The organism is Lentilactobacillus kisonensis DSM 19906 = JCM 15041 (assembly GCF_001434135.1).
In the GTDB taxonomy this organism is placed as follows: Bacteria; Bacillota; Bacilli; order Lactobacillales; family Lactobacillaceae; genus Lentilactobacillus; species Lentilactobacillus kisonensis.
Genome location: NZ_AZEB01000002.1, coordinates 43,282 through 65,746 on the forward strand (window position 1 = coordinate 43,282; position 22,465 = coordinate 65,746).

A 22,465-nucleotide genomic window follows, 5' to 3' on the forward strand; every position below is an offset into this window, starting at 1 on the left:
CGGCTTTTTGAGTATTGAACTGAACCCCTTGAATTGGAGAAATTCAATTTAAGGGGTTCAGCTCATATCGTTCAAAAAGCTGACTTTTTTGTTTGACCATTGATCGAGGCTACTTGTGATTACGACGAATAATCTTTATGATACTATATGAAAGTAAGATTCTTGAATTGAGTATTTTTAATAATCAATCCACAAACTGGATATCGAATTATTTAATGAATTTGAAAGGCTTTGACGTATTTAGTCTATATAAGCAGGTAACTGGAAAGGCAGATTAACGAATGACACCTCAACAACTTCTAAAAACTAAATTCGGCTATGACAGCTTTCGACCAGGGCAAGAGACTGTTATTAACGATATCTTGACGCATCAAAATGTGCTGACAATTATGCCAACCGGTGGCGGCAAATCGCTGTGTTACCAGATTCCGGCGATGTTGTTGGGTGGGGTAACGTTGGTGGTTTCACCCCTAATTGCCCTGATGAAGGACCAAGTGGATGCACTCAACGAAAATGGTATTCCAGCGACTTTTATTAACAGTAGCTTGGATTATGATGAGATTGATGAACGGTTTGCCCAAGCGGCTAATGGTGACATTAAGTTGCTATATGTTTCCCCAGAACGGTTAGACTCTGGCGCCTTTTTCCGATTAGCAAAGCTACCAATTGACTTAGTGGCAGTCGACGAAGCTCATTGTATTTCGCAATGGGGGCATGATTTCCGACCAAGTTACTTGGCGTTAACGGATCACCTAGATCAGCTGCCATCGAATCCAACCGTGGTTGCCCTAACCGCAACGGCAACACCACGGGTCGCGGCGGATATTAAGCAACGGTTGGGAATCAAGGAAGAAGTTAAGACCGGCTTTGAACGGGACAATCTCTCTTTCAAGGTCGTGAAGGATCAAGATAGCGATCGGTATTTGCTGGATTATTTGAAACTCAATCCTGATGAGTCAGGCATTATTTATGCTAGCACTCGTAAGGAAGTTGAGCGGCTGACGAAGCTGTTAAAGAAACACAAATTCTCAGTCACCATGTATCATGGCGGGTTGTCAAAAGATGAACGCCGGCATAATCAAGATGACTTTCTATATGATCGGGCGCAGGTCATGGTTGCTACCAATGCATTTGGAATGGGGATTGATAAAAGTAACGTTCGGTTTGTCATTCACGACTCGGTCCCTGGTAGCTTGGAAGCATACTATCAAGAGGCTGGCCGGGCTGGTCGGGATGGGTTACCTAGTGAAGCAATTTTACTGTTTAAGATTGCCGATGTGCAGACCCAACGATTCTTTATCGACCAATCAGAACGAGACGAACCCAGCAAACGTCGGGAGTATCAGAAGCTGCAGGTAATGACTGAGTATGCCAATACCGAACAGTGCCTCCAGCAATTCATTCTTAACTACTTTGGTGAGGATGGGCCGACTTGTGGCCGCTGCAGTAACTGTTTGGACACGCGTGAGTCACAGGATATTACCGTTGATACGCAAAAGGTGTTGTCATGCGTTTACAGAATGAACGAGCACTTTGGTAAGAGCCTGGTGGCACTGGTATTGGCTGGCTCAAAGGGGCAAAAGGTTAAAAATTTTCGCTTCGATCAACTTTCAACCTATGGCATTATGAAAGGGAAGTCACAGAAGAATATTGTTGGCTTGATTGATTACTTAACAGCAGCTGGTTATTTAATTGCCAGTGGCGGCCAATTCCCAGTTTTAAAGGTGACCAAGTTAGGCCTTGCAGTTCTCAAGGGCGAGCAAAAGGTTTCCCGAAAGACGTCAGTTAAAGCGACCAAAGCATTGCCAGAAAATGATGATTTGTTCGAGGAGTTGCGAAAATTACGGCGTGAATTTGCTGAAAAGCAGGGTGTGCCGCCGTTTGTTATCTTCTCGGATAAGACATTGCACGAAATGAGTGCGGTCATGCCAGCCACGGCATCCGAAATGCTGGACGTTAAAGGTGTCGGCGAAAGCAAGATGGATAAGTATGGCGCTGAGTTCTTGGAAGTGATTGCGGATTTTAAGGATGCCACGGCTGATTCGGTAAGTTGAAAATGGGCATAGCAGAGACTGGGGTAGGTATTTAGACCTCAGAATTTAATGAAAGCGGGCCATTATTCCTAGTTTGGGGAATAGTGGCCCGCTTTCGTTAAGTGACAGGAATTTGTCGTTTCCTTAGATTTGGTCAGTATAAACAAGTGAGCAAAGCAGAATGTTGCTCTGCGCAGTTGTCCTATTGTGAATAGTGATCAAAGCTGCCATTACAAATGAAAGAAATGACTAATGTCTCAGCCGTTTTTGCGCTCATTTTGCATCGATCATTTTCATGATTTGATTAAACGTTCTGGTTTTTAAATTAATCCCATTTAAATTGCTGTGTAAGGCGATGCATGCTCTGGCCTCCATGTCAATGAAATCAGAAGCTTTGGCATTTAGGATGATATGTTGGTCAGCCTTTGGGAGTTGGTCGGTACATAGCTGCATGGCTTGTTTAAGTTGGCCGAAGGATGATCGGTTTTGACTGGTTCGTTCTCGGTAGGCAACCTCTCGAATACATTCAAGTAAGTATTTAATTGTTTGAGGTGGATTAGCGGGGATACTTGCAACGCGATGGTGTCTGATAATACGTTGCTGCAATCCAGATAGCGTTAGCAGCATCTGGTTACGCTCACTTTTATTAACGGTCAGGGAGGTGATCTTCGCTGTTGTCAATTGCGTCTCTTTTGCTCGCATTGACAAATTAGCCACAAAGTCAGCGTATTGGAGACCAATGAAGTTTCGGCTATCTTTGGCTATTAGCTGTAAACTGCCAATTTGACACCTCATTAATTTTAGAAAGGCCTTCAAAAGTTGACTCCCGGCAGATAGTGCTTCAGGTGAAAATTCGTTACGCATATCTAAAAAGATGTCCAAGTGATTGATTGATTCAAATTGTAAGTGGGTGAGTGTTTCGAGGATTGTGACAATGTAGGGACAGATAAACTTTAATTCAGGGATGTCATCGTAAGTGGTTAATGTTTTGGTATAGAACGCTTGAATATCATCATTTGAAACGGTTGAAAGCAAATTAACCAACGTATCAATATCTTTCCCAGCTGCCTTAACTTCATCACCTGGCCGCCAGCCAAGTGGATACATGCTTTCTCTAAAAGAATCGCAGGCATTATCAGCCTTGATAAGTACGCAGGACAGGCTCATAGTATTTGCACTTTTTGTCGCCTTGTAATAGGTTTCATCAAGGAATAATCGTGCGTGACCAACGTTTTTGTGTAGGAACTCGGCTACTTTGGCTTCAGTTCGTTTGGCGATGGGTCCGTTGGCCATGACCTTTTTCATAGTTGGTAAAGAGATGCCAATTTTCGTGGCAAGTGTCTGTAAACTTAAATGATTTAGTGATTGGAGTTGCTGAAGATTGTCCATTTTATCGCCTCTAATAACCTGTAGTTGGGATAGTATGTTCCCCTCAGGTACTCATTATACAGACGGAGAGCACTATCGCCTAGCGAACATGACCTAAATTTTTGGGGAGAAATTTAACCACGTCTACGAGCTTTAGGCCCTCAAACTTATCAGTTGCATGGACCTATTTAGTTGTAAGGATCATTAATACGATCATTAATCATCTCGACTAATAGATACGTAGCCACTGATTCTATAAAGATAAGCACCTTTTCCTACTTTTAGAGCGTTTAGTGTTATAAATAGTTGTAAAGAGTGAGGAGGGGTAACATGGATTCAAGTCGGGGAAAGAACCTGTCAATTATTTTTGTGTTAGGGCTATTTTCGCTTTTAACAGCTTTGTCGGGTTCGAGTACGAATTTAGCAATTCCAAAGATTGCCGTTTCGATGGATATTTCAAGTAGTATGGCAACTTGGATTGTTCAGATTGGTCTAATAACAACTGCTATTTTGCTGGTGATGTTTGGGCATATTGGTGATATTTTATCTAAGGACGCGGTCTTTCTAGCCGGGGGAATTGCTTTCTTAATTGGGTCGGCGATTACCGGATTTGCGCCTGATTTTGTCATTATTTTAATTGGCCGGGTGATTCAAGCAATTGGTTCCGCGATGATTATGGCTAATTCGATGGGGATTGTGACCGAGTATTTCCCAGACAAACGGCGGGCCGAAGCGTTAGCAATGATTTCCATGTTTATTTCGGTTGGCTCGATTTCTGGGCCTGGAATTGGTGGTTTTATTATTTCGGTTGCTAGCTGGCGGTGGATTTATTGGATTAATATTCCATTGGGGATTCTTATCCTATGGTTAGGTTTCAAGTTTTTGCCAGTGCCACGGGAGTCCTGGTCACACGTTCGAGAAGTTACTAAGGGGGCTAATTGGACTGGTCAGAACCTATTTACATTGGGGATTATCATCTTCTTTTTGAGCGGTTCCTTCTTCCAAAGCGGCCGTTCACAGCTACTCATGGGCCTGCTATTCTTCGCCATTGGTGGCGCGATTACCGTTTACTCATTTGTCCAAGATGATAAATCTAATTTGCCATGGATTGCGCCGGAAGTACTACACAATCGGGGATTTATGACCTCAATCTTGGCGTTAATGCTGGTTATGATGGTTAATTCCGTTTCGAATATTTTGTTACCGTTCTATCTGCAGAGCTATAACGGCATGAGCCCATTTACAAGTGGGTTGGTAATTATGTTGCAGTCGGTTACCATGTTGATGACAACGCCATTTGCAGGTGTCTTGGCTGACCGGATTAATCGGGAGCTGATGACGGTTGTTGGATTGTTGATTTTGATGATTTCGCAAGTTGGCTATGCGTTTTTCCCGCAAAACCTTAATATGTGGCAGATAATTCCACCAATTGTGTTGAACGGAATTGGCATGGCGATCTTCTTGTCGCCTAACAATGCGTTAACGATGGGAATGGTCGATAAAAAAATGTCGGGGATTGCCGGATCGCTTAATTCGTTTGCCCGAACACTTGGGATGACGATTGGCATTAGCTTTGCATCATCAATGTTGTTCTTCCAACTCCCAGGAGTGACTCGGATCACCAGGGCAGTCGGGGATCGGTTTGTCCACGCGTTCTATAATGTGTTCTGGATGGCAACGGTGATCTCGGCGATTGCCCTGATTGTTGTGCTAGTTAGATATTTAGGTTCAAGGAGAAATTCGGATAAGGTTGTTGCGAAGGGGTCCGATTAGCGGGCACCTTTTTTCGGTTAAAACTTTGTTGCTGATGATTTTTCTAATCCTAGGATACGTGTTACGTTGCGGATTAGGATGAGAGCCATTGTTAAAATAATGGTTATATTGTACAATTTTAACCGAACATAGGTTCGCAGCTGTTATAAGCAAATTTGAATTCTATGTCGAAAGGAAACCGAATGAAGAATGCAGTTGTCGTATTGTTAAATAATTACGCGGACTGGGAAGCTGGTTATCTAACGGGAATATTGAATCAGCGAAAGGATTGGCAGGTAAAAGTTGCTTCGAATCAAAAAACGATCACGTCAATTGGTGGGGTGGTAACTGAACCAGACCAGGCGGTAGCTGAGGCTGGTCGGGACTCTAAAATTGATCTTCTAATATTGATTGGTGGCAAATCTTGGACACTGGAAGATTCAAATTTAAAAAAGCTGATTAAGGATCAGCTGGATAATCAATTACCGTTGGCGGCGATTTGTGGTTCCGTTGACTTTCTGGCAAAGAATGGATTCTTAAACAATTACCAGCACACGGGAAATGCTCAGTATCTGTGGCGGGACTTTCCAGAGTATCAAAATCAAGCTGGTTTCTTGAAAAAACAAGCGGTAAGGGATCGAAATCTGGTAACTGCGAATGGAACTGCAGCTTTAGATTTTACTGAGTTAACTCTAGGACTTATTGGCGATCATCAAGCCGATGCTAAAAGAGCAGTTGATTTGTATCGGTTGGGATTCTACGACTATTGCGAGAAGTATGGGAATCCATTCTAGTGATGACCTTTTTGGCTTGAGGCCTTAGTAAGCAAACGTAAGGGTTACTGCTGTCAATTCTGCAGTGCTGACAACCATTAAGGTCGACTAATGGTCGAGTCAATAATATATATTTAGATTAAGACAACTGTTAAAATGATCTTGTAATCGATTACATCACTTTTGATAGTCGCCGAAAATCAATCTAAAAGATACTAGATCAAAGGGAGTCCTTGACATGGCTCATCACACTACAACCAAACAACTTAACTTTCTCAGCGTCTTCCTTCTCGGCGTTGATGGCATTATTGGTTCAGGAATTTTTTTGATGCCCAGCCGAATTTACGCTAAACTCGGTGATTTGAGTATGCTGCTAATGCCGCTGGCTGGAATAGCTGTTTTGATGGTCGCGTTGTGCTTTGCAAACCTTGCCAGCAAAATTCCTGGTGATGGTGGTGCGTGGTTATATACATACACTGCGTTTGGCCGTTTTGCTGGTTTTGAGATTGGTATTTACACTTGGTTACTCGGCATTATTACGATGGCAACGGAAATTTCCGCCTTTGTGACAAGTCTCCGGAGTGTTTTTCCGGGCTTGAATAATCATAGTAATTATTTGTTAGCTGCGCTTGGAATTTTAGCAGGGTTAACGTGTCTCAATTTAGTTGGGACTAACTTTATGGACTGGGTGGATAACATTTCAACAATTGCCAAAGTGGGGGTACTGGTCATCTTTGTCACGATCGGTATTTTCTTCATTCATCCCGCTAATTTTAGTAATGTCAGTGGCAGTCTTACCAATGAATCGCCGTTGTTTGGTAGATTCAACGAGGGCTTTGGCATGGTGTTTTATATGTTTACGGGTTTCTCGTTTTTGCCAATCGCCGCATCCAAAATGAAGAATCCAGAAAAGACATTACCAAAGGCGTTAATCAGTGTGTTGTTAACTTCAGCAACCCTCTACATGATTGTCCAATTCACAGCGATTGGGGTTTCTGGCACCAATTTAGCGACCGATAATGTTCCGGTCGCTGCATCTTTTTATCATCTTGCTGGCACATTCGGATATGATTTGGCGCTAGGAGGCATGTTAATTTCAATCCTTGGAGTTGCCCTTTCCGTTTCGTTTTCAACACCAATGATTGCCGCTTCACTCGCTTCTGAGCATCAGTTGTTGCCGAGAATGCTGGGGCACCAAAACAAGCGAGGAGTTCCAATGGTGTCGTTATTAATTTCGGCAGTTATTTGTGCGTTAATGCTTTTCGCCGGAAATTACCTCTTTTTGGCATCGTGCATTGTGTTCACGTCATTTGTTCAATACGTACCGACAATTATGGCAACCATTAAATTACGACACCACAATAAGCTACCTCAAGGGTTCAAGTTACCAGGTGGCCTCACTATCCCGATTGTTGCTTTGTTAGTAACGGCATACCTTATTTTAAGCTTCTCAGTTGAATTGATTTTTGCTGGGCTCATCGTACTTATCCTTAGTGGCATTTGGTATTTCTATGATGACCGTGATCGTCAAATAAATGGGCTAGAACGAGATATTGCGGAGAAGGATCGGCCATTTTAGGAACGGGTAAATTCAAGCGATTGAAAATTCATGCAAAACTTTTTAAAAGAGCCGTTGTGTGAATACCTGCTTGAGTTTGCCTGCTTTTTGAATTGGCCTTGAAATTGATGAGAAAATTAGAAAAGTGAATGTGATCGGATTAATGTTTCAATCTAGTATTTCAAAGAATCCTAAACTAAAATGATATTTTGATCCAGCTTGATACCAACTCTTTCTGAAAAATAATTGCTAAGACAAAAAGAATGCAAATATATTGATTTAATTATAATTTAATTGTATTTTAATATTATATATTTTTTTCAAATACTTAGCAGTATAAATTTTCAAGAAAGAGATGGCTACATATGACAACTCACATGCTCCAAATGATCATGATCTTATTTCCCGTGGGAATTTTATCGGGAATTGTTAGCACGACAGCGGGACTAGCTTCGTTGGTTTCCTATCCCGCACTCTTATCGGTCGGGATCCCACCGGTGTTCGCCAACGTTACGAACACCGCTGCCTTGGTCATGACTGGCTTTGGATCGACGGTGTCTTCCCAAAAAGAATTAGGGGATCATAAGAAGGACTTGATTAAGGTGCTACCGTTGACAATTATCGGTAGTATCTTTGGCTCATTCCTATTATTGCAGCAGTCATCCGCATCTTTTACAAAGGTTGTCCCGTTCTTTATTTTATTGGCGGGGCTGCTTCTTTTGACCCAGGTGAAGAAGACCTCTGCGAACAAGCAGGAAATAGCTTTGGATGGCTCAACTCACAGCCACAAAAGGACAGTGATTTCTGCAATTGTAATTATTGCGGTTTTATTGGTTGGTGCTTATTGTGGATATTTTGGTGCTGCTGGCGGGGTTATGATGTTGGCAATTCTGTCTTCGATCACTTCTATGCCGTATTCATCGTATAATGCGCTTAAGAACGTTTCCTTGGGGGCTTCAAACCTTGTTGCGACGCTCATTTACGCGTTTAACTCGCATATATACTGGTGGCTGGTTTTACCACTTGGACTTGGTTTGTTTGTGGGAGGCTATATTGGTCCCAAAATCGTCCGGATTATTCCTGAACGCCAGCTGAAATTAGTGGTTAGCCTACTCGCGTTCGGGTTAGCAGTTGACTTGTTCATGAAGGCGTACTTTTAAGGGTAATAGTCATTTCAAACCAAAAAAATCCTCAGAAATGTTTCAAATAGGAGCAAATCCTTATCCCATTAAAGAAATTCTGGTGTATCGTAAAGTAGGATTACTAAGGACAGCTGCGCAAAGCAACAACCTGCGCGTAAGCACCATCGAGAAAAATTCCAAACTCAGGAATTTCTCTCGATGGCGACTTACACTTCGGTTGTTAACCGCTTTGGGCCGCTCACTATTTTAGGACAGCTGCGTCAGGCAGAAACCTGCGCGTAAGCACCTCTGAGAAAAATTCCAGAACCAGAAATTTTCCTCAGAGGAGACTTACACTCCGGTTTCTAAGCGCCTGACTCCGCTCACTTATTTAGGACAGCTGCGCAGAGCAGAAAGCTGCACCTAAGCTACTCCTACCAAAGGCCGAAGCCCATGGCCTCAGTAGGAGTAACTTAGGCTCCGCTTTCTAACCGCTCTGCTCCGCTCACTTTATTTAGGACGGCTGTGCAAAGCAGAACTCTGCACATAAGCACCACCAGCAAAAATTCCAGAACCAGGAATTCCTGTTGGTGGAGACTTATGCTCCGAGTTCTAACCGCTTTGCTCCGCTCACTAGGAGGTATTAAGATGATTTTGTTTATTAACGCAAGTGCAGAAACAGATGGCGATACGGAAACGCTCGCCAGAACGCTTATTGATGGTCAAAAATATGAGACGGTTAATTTAGCGGATATGAAGATTGCTCAGTATGGGCAAGAAAGTAGCCAGGATGACTTTGCTAAGGTATGCGGTCAAGTAGCTAAGGCTGACACATTAGTGTTTGGAACACCAATCTATTGGTCAGATATGACCGGTTATATGAAGACGTTTATTGACCGGATGACCGAAGTCCGTTCAGAAGATAATCCGTTTGAGGATAAGGATATGTACCTCGTCATTACAGGAACGGCGCCTGGTGATGCGATCGAGCACATTAAACATGTGTGGGATCATGTTGCCCAACGGTTTGATATGCAATTTAAGGGAACAATTTCGACGATGGCGCAGGCAGAGACGATGAGCGTTGAATAATTAGCAATTAACATCTGAAATTAATGAGGCCAAACAAACTTTTAGCCTCATTTTTATTTTCTGATGGCAATAGGCTGACTAATTTTACAGAAGGGAGGATGGGTATTTGCTACTTACTTTTTTGATTGTTTGTCCCCTTGTCTGCTTAGCCGGCTTCGTGGATGCTATCGGTGGTGGCGGTGGTTTGATTTCGCTACCAGCGTATTTACTAGCTGGAATTCCAGCTCACTTCGCCGTCGGGACAAACAAGTTGTCATCGGCGATGGGAACCGTTATTTCCACAATTGAATTTGCCCGTAGTGGTTACATTCGAATTAAACTGGCGGCAGTTTCGGTTGTGACCGCAATCATTGGATCTTCATTGGGTGCACAATTAGCCTTACATATTAACGAAAACGATTTCCGGGTTATTTTATTAATTATTTTGCCGCTAACAGCGCTCTACTTGCTATTAAACCGTCATGCATTAAATTCTAAACTAGCGGATACTAAATTAACTAGCTCTCAATTCATGCTGACAATTGCTATTTCGCTGGGGCTTGGTGCCTATGATGGCTTCTATGGTCCTGGTACGGGGACGTTCTTATTAATTACGTTGACGGGAATCGCCCATCTACCAATCAATTTGGCTGCTGGCAATACTAAAGTCATTAATTTAACAACTAACGTAACAGCCTTGGTCGTTTTCTTGCTGAGTGGTAAGGTCATGATGCTGCTGGGATTAGTTGCTGGCCTTTTTAGTATTGTTGGGAACTTTTTAGGGGCAGCCTATTATAAACGGTTTGGGAGTAGGATCGCTCGGCCAATCATTATAATTGTTCTGCTTATTTTCTTAACTAAGACAATTTGGGATTTGGTTGGGTAATTAAGAAGATTGTTGTATGATAGAGATACCTTGGCAGGGGCATTGAACCATTTGTGCTCAAGGGCGGTGGGGACAATTAAATTTGTCTTGGCCGTCTTTTTTTGTTGATTGGGGTTGGCTTCGTGTATTAGGACAGCTGCGCAGAGCAGAAACTTCTACATAAGCACCCCTAACAAAAATCCCCAAAACCAGGGATTTCTATCAGAGGAGACTTATGTTCCGGTTTCTAAGCGCTTTGCTTCGCTCACTTATTTAGGACAGCTGCGCAAAGCAGAACTCTGCACATAAGCACCACCAGCAACAATTCCAAGACCAGGAATTCCTGCTGGTGGAGACTTATGCTCCGAGTTCTAACCGCTTTGCTCCGCTCACTATTTTATTAGGACAGCTCCTCCAGGCAGCAATCTGCGCGTAAGCACCACCAGCAAAAATTCCAGAACCGGGAATTCCTGCTGGTGGAGACTTACACTCCGATTGCAAACCGCCTGGATTCGCTCACTATTTCGTTTACAATTCACCACTTCCTTGGTATTATTTATGAGAACAAAATAACTGGGGTGCCAATTTTGGCTGAGATTATACTCATTGAACCTGATCTGGTTAGCACCAGCGAAGGGAAAATTTACGGCAGTTGGGATCGTTTGTCCTAACGAACGTATCTGTGTGCAATTATTTAAGTCAACCCATCTTGCAATTCTGGCACCCCATCAATTTATGGAGGTGCTTTTTGTATGCGTCGTTTTTCTTTAAAGGATGTCATTACATTGACATTAATCGCTTTATTTTTTGGTGTGATTTATTGGATCCTCGGACCAATTTACACTACGCTAACTGCTGCCTTAACGCCATTTGGGTTGGCGCCAGCTGCCAATGATATATTGGAGGGTGTCTGGGTGATGGCTGGGCCGCTTGCCGGTTTACTTTTTCGGGTGCCGGGATCGTCAACGTTGGTTGAAACGCTGGCCTCAATCGTTGAAATGTTTATTGGTGGTCAATTTGGTGCGGCAGCAGTTATTGCCGGATTTGTCCAAGGAATCGGGGCTGAGCTTGGGTATTTAGTTACTGGATATAAAGTTTGGAACTGGATTAGCTTAAGCTTGAGCGTTGTTTTCGTGACGGTCATTACGTTTATCCGGGAAATGATTTTCTATGGTTACTCAAAATATTCGCCAACGTTAGTGATCGTTCTGTTTATAATTCGATTAATTTCAACGTTTATTTTTAGTGGAGTTGTTAATATGTTAATTGTGAAGATGTTACAACGCAGCCACGTTGTGAATAGTGACGATTCTGCAAAGTGATAATTGATGTGTGAGCGCTTTGCTCCGCTCACTTTATTAGGACCGCTGCGTCAGGCAGAAACCTGCGTGTAAGCACCTCCGAGAAAAATTCCAGAACCGGGAATTCCCCTCGAAGGAGACTTACCCTCCGGTTTCTAAGCGCCTGACGCCGTTCACTTTACTAGGACAGCTGCGCAGAGCAAAAACTTCCACATAAGCACCTCTAACAGAAATCCCTAAAAACCAGGGATTTCTGTTAGAGGAGACTTATGTTCCAATTTCTAACCGCTCTGCTTCGCTCACTATTTTATTAGGACAGCTCCTCCAGGCAGCAATCTGCGCGTAAGCACCATCAGCAAAAATTCCAAGACCGGGAATTTTTGCTGACGGAGACTTACACTCCGATTGCAAACCGCCTGGATCCGCTCACTTTTTTAGTTAGGAGACCGAAATGAAAACTGAAACAATTAGATTAGCGCTGGAATGGATTCCCAATACCAACCATACTGGCTTTTATACGGCAATTGAAAATGGTTACTACGCTGACGAAGGGTTAAACTTATCAATCTTTATGCCCGATGACCACGGTGATGGTCGGGACTGGCTGCTACAGGGAAAGGCTGACTTTGCCATTACTGAACAGATGTCGTTGTCTGACGTGTTTGTAAAGGATCAACAAACCCCCTTAGTCGCAATTGCCGCATTAACTGACCACAACTTATCGGGCTTGCTGACAAACCATCAGATTTCGCGCCCTAAAGATTTGACTGGTAACACTTATGCGACCTTTGGCTATCCAACCGAACAGGCAATTATTCGGGATACGATTAACGCGGATGGCGGCGACTACAATCAGGTGACGATTGTGCCCAATGATATGATTTTTGATCCAGTGAAGGATTTAGCTGATCAGAAATATGATGGCATTTTCGTTTACCATCACTGGGAAGGGTTAATGGCCCGATTAAGTGACGAGAATGAAGACTATCATTTTTACTATGTAAAGGATTATGTGCCTGAATTTGATTATTACACGCCTGTGTTGGCAGCTAACACCCATTTTTTGGGAGAGCACGGCGACGTTGCCAGACGATTTTTAAAAGCAACTCGCAAGGGATTCATGTTTGCTGAACGGTTTCCTGAAGCCGCTGCCCAAATATTGATGCGGTATGTTCCGGACAGACGCTTACAAGAATCGCTGGTGCTTGCAAGCCAGTCAGAAATTAGTCAGCATTACCGTATGCCAAATTCACTTTGGGGTGTGATTGATAAATCCCGGTGGGAAAAGTTCTATGTCTGGTTGAATAGGCAAAAGATGGGTAAGATGATTCCAAATGACATCGGGTTTACGAATCGTTATCTGGACATCTAGTAATTGAAAGATGTTAAAAAGTTGTAGCAATCAAAAAAATCTCGTGGGACTAGTTTTTTATACTAGCCTTACGAGATTTTTTGATTTAAAGATGTGATTTTCAAATCCTTGTTTGAGCTATCAAGTATGATCAAATATCATCGGTCAACAGTTCTACTGGACAATGATCTGACCCAAAAACATCGGTTAAAATCTTTGAATCACTAATATGATCAGCTAATCGGTTGCTGGCAACAAAATAATCAATCCGCCAACCCGCGTTGCGATCCCTAGCATGGAACCGGTAGCTCCACCACGAATAGATATCTGTCATATCTGGATAAAAATGGCGGAAAGTATCCATAAATCCCTGGTCCAAGAAGTGGCTGAAGGAATTTCGTTCTTCGTCAGTAAACCCAGCGTTATGGTGATTTGTTTGGGGATTTTTAAGGTCAATTGTTTTGTGGGCAACGTTCAGATCACCGCAAAGGATTACCGGTTTTTCCTTATTCAGATTGGCAAGATATTGCTGGAAGGCAACGTCCCACCCCATTCGAAAATCAAGGCGTTTTAATTTAGCGCCCGAGTTTGGAACGTAGCTGGTGACCAAGTAAAAGGTTGGGTATTCCAGTGTGATTGCCCGGCCTTCATGGTCAAATTCATCAGATTGGATGCCATAGTAAACGTTCAGGGGGGCATGTTTGGTGAAAATGGCGGTTCCAGAATAGCCCTTGCGTTCGGCATAATTAAAGTATTGGTGATAGCCGGGAAGCGTCAAGGCGAGTTGGCCGGCCTGCATCTTAGTTTCTTGAATGCAAAAGAAATCAGCGTCTAAGTCATTAAAGGTTTTATCAAAGTCTTTCTTAACAACGGCCCGCAAGCCATTGACATTCCATGATATGAATTTCATTAATCTAGCCATCCTTTTTCAATTTGAGATGAAAATGATAAGGACTTTAATCCTACGTTTATCATACTATATCTGATCTTCAGGAGGAAAGATGAAAAAGCTAACTAGCTGCGGTCATTCTAATGGTTGAATGCTGCTATTAGAAATGTCTTCTACATTTATATAGATTAGGATCGCTCCACAAAGCAGAGTCCTACACATAAGCACCACCAGCAAAAATTCCAAGCCCAGGAATTTCCGCTGGTGGAGACTTATGCTCCGGACTCTAAACGCTTTGTTCCGCTTACTCTATTGTTACGGTATCGTTTAGTTCTTTCGCCTGATAAAAATCAGGGAAAACTCGTGCTGTGTGGATTCCCCAATAATAAAATCCAAGTGAGAAGACGATAATTACCAAGAAATCATATGGATAATGAATCCAATTAATGCCATTGAATTGCGTGCTGCCGATGTAAGACATAATTGAAATGAAGATGAGGTAAATAATCATCCACATACTTGAGAAGAAAGCCTTCCGAGTGTCCACAAAGCCCGCCCGGTACTCGTAATAAAAGTAAAATGGCAATCCTAATAAAATCACCAGAATAACTTCAACAGTTGTCGGCCACATTGCCCAGTAAACGGCTAATGACGCTAATACGAATGATAATGGTGCCATCCAACCTAAGCTCTTTAACCTAACGGGTCGCCTAAAGTTCGGTGCCATTTTTCGAAGAGCGACTGCAGTCACTGGACCGGTTAAATACGCAATTAGCGTTGAGGTCGAAATAACGGTTGCCAATGTTGACCATGACCTGAAGACAGAAACCATCAGCATGCTCAAAATTAAGTTAACGATCATCGCAACCCGGGGGATGCCATATTTTTCGTTGATTTTACCAATGAAGCTTGGAGTGTGCTGGTTACTTTCCATTGCGTAAAGTGCCCGACCAGTGGAAGCGGCGAATGAGACACCCGTTCCAACGGGAGAGACGAATGCGTCCATATACAATAGCACGGATAGCCAGCGAATCCCCAGCATGATGGCTAAATCGGCGAATGGTGAGTTGAAGTCAATTCCGCTCCAGCCACGTTTGGCAAGCAACGAAGGTTCCAGAGCGGTAATATAGGTACTTTGAATCAAAATATAAATGATGCCACTGATTAACAGTGAGATAAAAATCCCACGACCAATATTTTTTCGCGATTTTTTAATTTCGCTCCCCATATTGATAACCGTTTGGAAGGCGTTAAATGAAAAAATAATGCCGGCTGCCGAGGTTGCCGCAAAAATTGGAGCGGTTCCGTAAGGCATAAACTCATGCAGTGAGTGACCGTAATTTTGAGGGAAAAACCCGGAAACGGTTAACATGATAATCGTTAGTGCGGGCACGCCAATTTTAAGAATCGAAATTAAGCTAGTGAAGCTCGTTAAAAGCTTAACTAACCAAAAATTTAATAGGGTGAATAAGATGATGAAGATAAAAACCACCATTAGGCCGGCAGTTGTAATTGTGCCATTTTTTAAGAAAACGTGGGTCCAATTAGCCCATGACCAAGGCCACGAACTCATATACTGAACCGCTGCGACGGCTTCAATAGGGATCAGTGTGATTAACGAAATCCAATTTGCCCAAGAAGCGATAAATCCTAAAAGCGGTCCGTGAGAATACTGAGCGTATCTACTCATTCCACCGGCTTCTGGAAACATTGCTCCGATCTCGACATAATCATATGCGATCGCTGCAATGACAATCCCACCAATTACCCAAGAAATGATTGCGGCCGGACCAGCAATCTTGGTTGCTTCCCAAGAACCGAATAACCATCCCGAGCCAATCAGTGAACCTAGCGTTAGCATTATCAGTTGAAAAAGGCCAATCTTTGTCGTGTTTTCTGAATCCATGAGTACCTCCTGTTTAGTGTCGACAACTAGTTTAACAAAGATAAAAATGAATGCAAATAATGTTAGCAGTTATTATAGCCGAAAATGGTTGGCACACCGGCTTTCTTTCCCTGATCAAACCAATTTGACGAGAACGCTTGCAAAATCTATCAATGTGTTTATAATAATGAGTGAGTATTTACTCATTATTAAAAAAGGGTGATGAATATGACAAACGTAATTCAAGTGGGTAGCTTAGAGCAGGGATATGGTAAGACGGTCGTTTTGAAAAACATCAACTTAACGGTTAACAGCGGGGAGATCTTGGCATTGATCGGTCCTAGTGGTGCAGGGAAAACAACCTTAGTAAGCACGATCATGGGGATGCTAAAGCCAATGAAGGGTGACGTTACTGTATTGAATACAGCGATGCCCAACAGACAATTGTTAGCTAAAATTGGCTTTATGGCCCAGACAGATGCCTTGTATGAAAGCTTAACCGCACAAGAGAATCTGATGTTTTTTGGCTCAATGCAGGGAATTGCTCGAAAACAGTTGCGAGAAAAGATTCCCCACGCCGCTAACATTGTGAATTTAGTACCAGACCTTAAAAAGTACGTTAAAGATTATTCTGGGGGAATGAAGCGGCGGTTGTCATTGGCGATTGCCCTAGTTTCTGACCCAGAGATTCTAATTTTAGATGAGCCAACCGTTGGAATCGATCCGGAACTTCGTCAACAAATTTGGAATGAACTTCACAAGTTGGCAAAGGCCGGACGGACAATTCTGTTGACGACTCATGTAATGGAAGACGCAGAGGAAGCCGACGAAGTCATGATGATTCGAAATGGTGCTGCGATTGCTCAGGGAACACCAGAACAATTGATTTCGGAATATGATGTTCATTCAGTCGAAGAAGTCTTTTTAAAGGCAGGGAGGCAGCAAGATGCGCATACTAACAATGATTAAGCGAATTCTAACGGAAATGTTACGTGATAAGCGGACGTTAGCGCTGATGTTTATTGCACCCCTATTTATTTTGTCACTATTATACTTTCTGTTTCAGTCAAATACTGACCAGACGGCTTCACTAGGTGTTCGAAACGTTAATACCACTCTAGTAAGTGCTGTGAAAAACAAGCATGTCAAAATTCATGAAGTAACATCCAATCAAAGCGCTGAGAAGGTCATTCACGATCATGATTATGCCGGGGTATTGAGTCAAAGTGGCGATCATTTGGCGTTAACACTCCAAAATAGTGATCAGAGTAAGACGGCGATCTTAAAGCAGAGCCTTCAAAAGGGGCAGATTCAATTGAAATCTCAAGCAGCCGTGACGGTGATTAAGACGCAAGCCAAAGCTTTAAAAAAGATGCAGGCTGCTTTGGCTGCGGTTACCCGGCAAATGGGGCAAGCTGGTCGTAATGGGCAGGTTGGCCGACCTAGCATGGATAAATCAGTTAAAAATGCGCCAAACTATCAAGTCACCACTCACTATCTTTATGGTAGTAGTAAGTCGACCTATTTTAATACATTGTTGCCAATCCTAATCGGGTTTGTTGTTTTCTTCTTTGTTTTCCTGATTTCTGGGATTGCGTTATTGCGGGAGCGAACAACTGGTACCTTGAACCGATTATTGGCAACCCCAATCAAGCGGGGCGAGGTGATTATGGGGTATTTGTCGGGGTACGGAATTTTTGCCCTTATTCAAACGTTATTGGTCGTACTGTTTACAATTTACGTCTTTAACATTCAAATTCTTGGAAGTATTTGGAATATTTTCCTGATTAATATATTGTTAGCGATTGTCGCGTTAACATTGGGATTGTTGATATCGACCTTTGCCTCGTCAGAATTTCAAATGGTTCAGTTTATTCCAATCGTCGTGATTCCCCAAATCTTTTTCTCAGGGATTATTCCGGTTAATCAAATGGCAGATTGGCTGCAGCCAGTTGCGAAAATTATGCCATTATACTACGGCGCCCAGTCGATGAGTGACGTGATTCAAAAGGGTGCATCCATTGTGGCAATTGCGCCAAGCCTTGGAATTCTGTTAATATTTATTGTGGTATTTTTAGCACTCAATATGTTATCAATGCGGCATTATCGTCAGGTGTAGGACAGCTTCGCAAAGCAGAAGCCGGAGTCTAAGTGCTTTGCTTCGCTCACTTATATTAGGACAGCTCCGCAAAGCAGGGATCTACACATAAGCACCCCACCCAAAAATCTCCCAAGCCCAGGGATTTCTGGGTGGGGAGACTTATGCTCCGATCCCTAACCGCCTGGATCCGCTCACTTACTTTTAGGAGGTAACCCGAATGGTTAATCGGAATATTAAAGCGCTATTTAATGAAAGTATCGATCAATCCAATTTATCCACTAAGCAGCAAGCAGTATTGAAAGCAAGCTTGGAGCTTTTTTCTGAGCAAGGGTTTGACCGGACCAGTACGAAGGATATTGCTGATCGAGCGGCTGTGTCTGAAGGAACGGTTTATAAGCAATTTAAGACAAAAGAGGGAATTTTAGCGGCGATTCTTGATCCTTTTATTCATAAGGTCTTACCTAAGGCAGTGACTGAATTTATGGTGGATATGTCTGAGAACGCATCCCCTGATATTGATGCCTTTCTCACCTATGTCATTAGAAATCGAATGCAATTTGCAATGGATAATCGGTTACAGATCCGCATTCTCTTACAAGAGGCAACCCGTAATTCAAGTTTATTAAATTTTGTGGGCAGTGAAATTGGCAATATTATTAATAGCCCCCTGGGGGATAGTTTGCGGAAATATCAAACCACTGGCCAATTAGTCAAATGGCCGTTAGCGCGTATTATTCAGTATATTTTTGCTACGGTTTTATCATACGTACTGCCTAAGGTACTGGATGGGGGTGACTTAGACGTTGAGCAAGCTAGTCATGAAACGGTTACCTTTATCCTCGATGGCTTGAAGCCCCAAGGGTAATTTCATTTTAGATGATCTAAAAATAGGCCCAGTCAAAAGTTGATGAATTTCAACTTTTGACTGGGCCTATCCTTTGATCATTTTAAAATGTTATCGATTTGTTTTAATTCTGTTGCGGTGAAATCTAGATTATCCAATGCTTTGACGTTGTCGACTAACTGTGCCGGGCGACTGGCGCCTACTAGTACTGAGGCGATTTCTGGATTTCGTAAGTTCCAGGAAAGGGCCATTTCAGCCAATGATTGCCCCCGATTTTGAGCAACCTGGTTCAATTTTTTGACCGTTGTCAACGTGTTCTCAACTTGATCTTCGTGCAAGAAGGGGCTGGTTGATTTATGAGCCCTTGAGTCTGCTGGAATGCCGTTCAAATACCGATCACTTAAGAGTCCTTGAGCAAGCGAACTATAGCTGACGGCTGCTTTATGTTCTGATCTTAACACGGGGAACAAATCCTGTTCAACGGTTCGGTCAAACATGTTATAGCGCGGTTGATGAATGATAAAGGGGGTCTTTAAATCGTTGAAGACCGTTGTAATTGCTTTTGTTTGAGCACCATCATAGTTGAAAATCCCAATGTAGAGGGCTTTACCCTCATGAACCAGTTCATCAAGGGCTAATGCAGTCTCTTCGACTGGGGTGTTTGGATCGGGACGGTGAGAATAAAAAATATCAAAATAATCCAATCCCGTTCGCTTTAGACTTTGATCGGCACTTGCGATAATGTACTTACGAGAACCCCAATCACCGTAAGGACCAGGCCACATGGTGTAACCCGCCTTACTAGCGATAATCATTTCATCCCGGTACGGTTTCATATCACCGGCCATAATTTTGCCAAAGTTTTCTTCAGCACTTCCGGGAATTGGACCGTAATTATTAGCTAAATCAAAATAAGTAATTCCCAGGTCGAACGCTTGGTGGATAATTGCTTTTTGATTTTCAAATGAATCAACGCTACCAAAGTTATGCCAAAGCCCAAGGCCAATTGCGGAGAGCTTTAGGCCACTGCGGCCAACCCTGTTATAGCGCATCTTGTTATATCGTTGTTCGGAAGCTTTATACATGATAAGATCTCCTTATTATAGAAAGTGAGCGAAGCAAAGCGGTTAGGGATCGGAGCATAAGTCTCCCCACCCAGAAATCCCTGGGCTTGGGGGATTTTTGGGTGGGGTGCTTATGTGTAGATCCCTGCTTTGCGGAGCTGTCCTAAGAAAAGTGAGCGAAGCAAAGCGGTTAGAGTGCGGAACCAAGCGGTTAGAGACTGGAGCCTAAGCCTTCTCCGCCAGGAATCCCGGTTTTGGATTTTTGGCGGAGAAGGCTTAGGTGCAAGTCTCTGCTTGGTGCAGCACGTTTCTGCAATGTCGCCAAGGAACGGAAATTCCCGGGCCTGGAATTTTTGCTACAGGTGCTTATGGGGAAGTTTCTGCTTTGCATAGCACTCCTATATTGAATAGGTAACTTACTTCAATATATCACTTCAAGTAAGCTTGAGGTAAAGTGATAAAGCGGATATTTTTTGAGCCCAAATTGATGGGTCAATTTTGACCAAATAACGGGCTTAAGTAAGTGTTCTCAAATTAAGAATACCTACTTAAGCCCGTTATATTTTAGGATTAAATTAAACGGATAATTACTTTTTATGATTCATCAATTGTGGTCACATCGTAACCCTTACCAGCAAGAATCCTGGAAGCATTATACGGGCCAATTCCCTTTCTGAAGGTGATGTAGATTTTTTTATCCTTCGGTACCTCGCTGATCCGATCTCGAAGTTGGGACAAAGGAATGTTAACAGTTGGGGTGATTGAACCAGCTGGGGTGGTTCCAGGTTCGCGAATATCAAGGAAGAAGGCGGTTTGACGATCTTGGGCCGGGATGGCTGTTAATTTGGTAGTCTTGGTTTTATTAGTTAGTTCTCGGATAGCGACATACCCGGCAATATTTAAGACATCCCTCGTTGACGAATATGGTGGTGAGTAGGGGATCTCCAAAGCGGGCAAATCAAACGCGGTGAGGTTGCCGGTAATTGCAACGGATAATTCGGCAATTCTTTTATCAATGCCTGACGTACCAACTGCTTGACCACCGAGAATTTTGCCGGTTTTCTCTTCGTAGATTAATTTGAAGTTAACCCGGTCGGCGTTCGGGAAGAAGTAAGCCTTGTCGTACGGAGTAATGAAGACCGTTTTATAGTTTGTGATGCCTAGTTGTTTTAGGGCACTTTCGGTGTAACCAACGTAACTGGCAGTGAGATCAAAGAATTTTGCAACACCGGCGCCAATAAATCCTTTGTAGCTAACGGGAGCGCCCGTCATAATATCTGCTAGTAAGTGACCTTGGCGGTTGGCGGGACTGGATAATACACTTGGAATGCGTTTGCCAGTTATCATACTGGTTGTTTCAATGACGTCACCAATTGCGTAAATATCTGGTAGATTGGTTTGTAAGTGATCGTCAACGATAACGTGTCGGTCAGCTGACAAAGTAATCCCAGCTTTTGCGGCCAGTTCGCTATTCGGCTTGACCCCAGTTCCGAGAAATAACATCGCAGTTTGATGGAGGCTGCCATCCTGAAAAACAAGCGTATGACCATTATTGCGAATTTCTTTGATACCGTTGTTGAGAATGACGTGAACCCCTTGTTTGATTAACTCATCTTGGATAATGTCACTAATTTCTGGATCATAGGGTGAAGCAACCTGGGCGGCTTGGTCAACAATGGTCACGTCCATTTGCCGCCTGACAAACGCTTCGGCGACCTCTATGCCAATTGCACCCGCGCCCAGAATGGTGACGGTCTTGGGATGTTTGGCATCTAAGTAGTCCATCATCTTATCTGCATCGGTAATTGCTCGTAAAACGAAGGCATTTGATGCGGTTTCAATCCCCCTGATAGGTGGCACAACTGGACTGGCACCCGTTGCAATAACTAATTTATCGTATGGTTCCTGGTAAATGGCGTTTGTTTTGAGATTCTTAACGGTCACGACTTTTTGATCAGGGTCAATTGAAGTGACGTCATTAAACAAACGGACATCGATATTGTTTCGTTGCTTCAAAACTTCCGGAGTTCGCTCAATTAATTTAGACCGGTCGTTGACAACCCCGCCTAAGTAATAAGGCATTGCACAACTGGCAACGGAAATGGCGGCCCCTCGCTCAAAGATAACAATTTCGTCGTCTTCATTAATTCTTCGAAGCCGGGTGGCGAATGATGGCCCACCGGCAATCCCGCCGATTACTAACACTTTCATAGTCGGATCCTCCTTGGTGATAGCGATTTCATTTACTTGTTAGCTTTATCATACAATGATTTTAAGCTAGGTCAATTGGTTCGGGAGAGAAATGGCAGTTATTGATGCTTGGGATCAAAAAAAGACCAAGTCTAAAATCCAATTTTAGAATCAGTCTCTTAAGTAAGGATCTTTTTGATAGATGATTAAAATTTTTAAAAATGGCAGCTTTCTATACGACATAGCCATAAAGCTGAAAAGTTTTGGCTTCTCAGCTACATTGTAGGAACATGTCACGA

The 22,465-nt window shown here is 43.0% G+C and carries 17 protein-coding genes and 1 riboswitch; of the genes, 12 read left to right on the top strand and 5 right to left on the bottom strand.

The genetic code is table 11. The features are described 5' to 3' along the window. Positions 1-281 precede the first annotated feature (281 nt). Positions 282-2,054, top strand: a complete 1,773-nt coding sequence (gene recQ, locus FC98_RS01780) for a DNA helicase RecQ (RefSeq protein ID WP_008855300.1) — start codon at positions 282-284, stop codon at positions 2,052-2,054. Positions 2,055-2,306: 252 nt separating this feature from the next. Here the strand turns inward: recQ and FC98_RS01785 are convergent, their stop codons facing one another. Further along, a complete protein-coding gene (locus FC98_RS01785) occupies positions 2,307-3,422 on the bottom strand; it encodes a hypothetical protein (RefSeq protein ID WP_056949111.1) in 1,116 nt (371 codons plus the stop codon). Positions 3,423-3,731: 309 nt separating this feature from the next. On the opposite strand from FC98_RS01785, the gene FC98_RS01790 reads away from it, so the two are divergent. From FC98_RS01790 to FC98_RS01825, 8 genes are all read left to right on the top strand, one after another. Then, positions 3,732-5,174, top strand: a complete 1,443-nt coding sequence (locus tag FC98_RS01790) for an MFS transporter (RefSeq protein WP_008855303.1) — start codon at positions 3,732-3,734, stop codon at positions 5,172-5,174. A 182-nt stretch (positions 5,175-5,356) separates the two neighbouring features. Beyond that, entirely contained in the window at positions 5,357-5,947 is a 591-nt protein-coding gene (locus FC98_RS01795) for a DJ-1/PfpI family protein (protein ID WP_040470570.1), read from the top strand. A 217-nt stretch (positions 5,948-6,164) separates the two neighbouring features. Next, positions 6,165-7,505, top strand: coding sequence for an APC family permease (locus FC98_RS01800; RefSeq protein ID WP_056949112.1), 1,341 nt, complete (start codon positions 6,165-6,167; stop codon positions 7,503-7,505). Between the two features lie 344 nt (positions 7,506-7,849). Next, entirely contained in the window at positions 7,850-8,644 is a 795-nt protein-coding gene (locus FC98_RS01805; RefSeq protein ID WP_420805273.1) for a sulfite exporter TauE/SafE family protein, read from the top strand. A gap of 609 nt (positions 8,645-9,253) precedes the next feature. Next, positions 9,254-9,697 (top strand): flavodoxin family protein, encoded by a 444-nt coding sequence (locus FC98_RS01810; RefSeq protein WP_050806270.1) that lies wholly within the window; start codon positions 9,254-9,256, stop codon positions 9,695-9,697. 106 nt (positions 9,698-9,803) lie between these two features. Next, positions 9,804-10,562 carry a sulfite exporter TauE/SafE family protein gene (locus tag FC98_RS01815; protein ID WP_040471569.1) on the top strand — a complete coding sequence of 253 codons (759 nt, stop codon included), beginning with the start codon at positions 9,804-9,806 and terminating at the stop codon, positions 10,560-10,562. Positions 10,563-11,105: 543 nt separating this feature from the next. Continuing rightward, positions 11,106-11,197, top strand: a riboswitch (TPP riboswitch). 96 nt (positions 11,198-11,293) lie between these two features. Next, a complete protein-coding gene (locus tag FC98_RS01820) occupies positions 11,294-11,863 on the top strand; it encodes an ECF transporter S component (RefSeq protein ID WP_008857846.1) in 570 nt (189 codons plus the stop codon). A gap of 430 nt (positions 11,864-12,293) precedes the next feature. Continuing rightward, on the top strand, positions 12,294-13,214 hold the full coding sequence (locus FC98_RS01825) for an ABC transporter substrate-binding protein (protein WP_056949113.1): 921 nt from the start codon (positions 12,294-12,296) through the stop codon (positions 13,212-13,214). A 130-nt stretch (positions 13,215-13,344) separates the two neighbouring features. Here FC98_RS01825 and FC98_RS01830 read toward each other — a convergent pair whose 3' ends face one another. Continuing rightward, positions 13,345-14,103, bottom strand: a complete 759-nt coding sequence (locus tag FC98_RS01830; protein WP_040471882.1) for an exodeoxyribonuclease III — start codon at positions 14,101-14,103, stop codon at positions 13,345-13,347. Between the two features lie 283 nt (positions 14,104-14,386). Next, a complete protein-coding gene (locus FC98_RS01835) occupies positions 14,387-15,988 on the bottom strand; it encodes an APC family permease (RefSeq protein WP_056949114.1) in 1,602 nt (533 codons plus the stop codon). Positions 15,989-16,189: 201 nt separating this feature from the next. Between FC98_RS01835 and FC98_RS01840 the strand changes: the two genes are divergently transcribed. The 3 genes from FC98_RS01840 (at position 16,190) to FC98_RS01850 (ending at position 18,933) form a co-directional block, all read left to right on the top strand. Further along, the gene (locus tag FC98_RS01840) at positions 16,190-16,936 is read left to right on the top strand and encodes an ABC transporter ATP-binding protein (protein ID WP_008857840.1); all 747 of its coding nucleotides are present in this window, start codon (positions 16,190-16,192) and stop codon (positions 16,934-16,936) included. Further along, the gene (locus FC98_RS01845; protein WP_056949115.1) at positions 16,914-18,086 is read left to right on the top strand and encodes an ABC transporter permease; all 1,173 of its coding nucleotides are present in this window, start codon (positions 16,914-16,916) and stop codon (positions 18,084-18,086) included. Before FC98_RS01840 ends, FC98_RS01845 begins: the two co-directional genes overlap by 23 nt. Positions 18,087-18,285: 199 nt before the next feature. Then, on the top strand, positions 18,286-18,933 hold the full coding sequence (locus tag FC98_RS01850) for a TetR/AcrR family transcriptional regulator (RefSeq protein ID WP_008857838.1): 648 nt from the start codon (positions 18,286-18,288) through the stop codon (positions 18,931-18,933). A 77-nt stretch (positions 18,934-19,010) separates the two neighbouring features. On the opposite strand, the gene FC98_RS01855 is transcribed toward FC98_RS01850, so the two are convergent. Together FC98_RS01855 and FC98_RS01860 are read right to left on the bottom strand one after the other, a co-directional pair. Beyond that, positions 19,011-19,997: an aldo/keto reductase gene (locus tag FC98_RS01855; RefSeq protein ID WP_054655845.1), complete on the bottom strand. Its 987-nt coding sequence runs from the start codon at positions 19,995-19,997 to the stop codon at positions 19,011-19,013. Between the two features lie 573 nt (positions 19,998-20,570). Next, positions 20,571-22,187, bottom strand: a complete 1,617-nt coding sequence (locus FC98_RS01860; protein ID WP_054655844.1) for an FAD-dependent oxidoreductase — start codon at positions 22,185-22,187, stop codon at positions 20,571-20,573. Between the last annotated feature and the right edge of the window lie 278 nt (positions 22,188-22,465).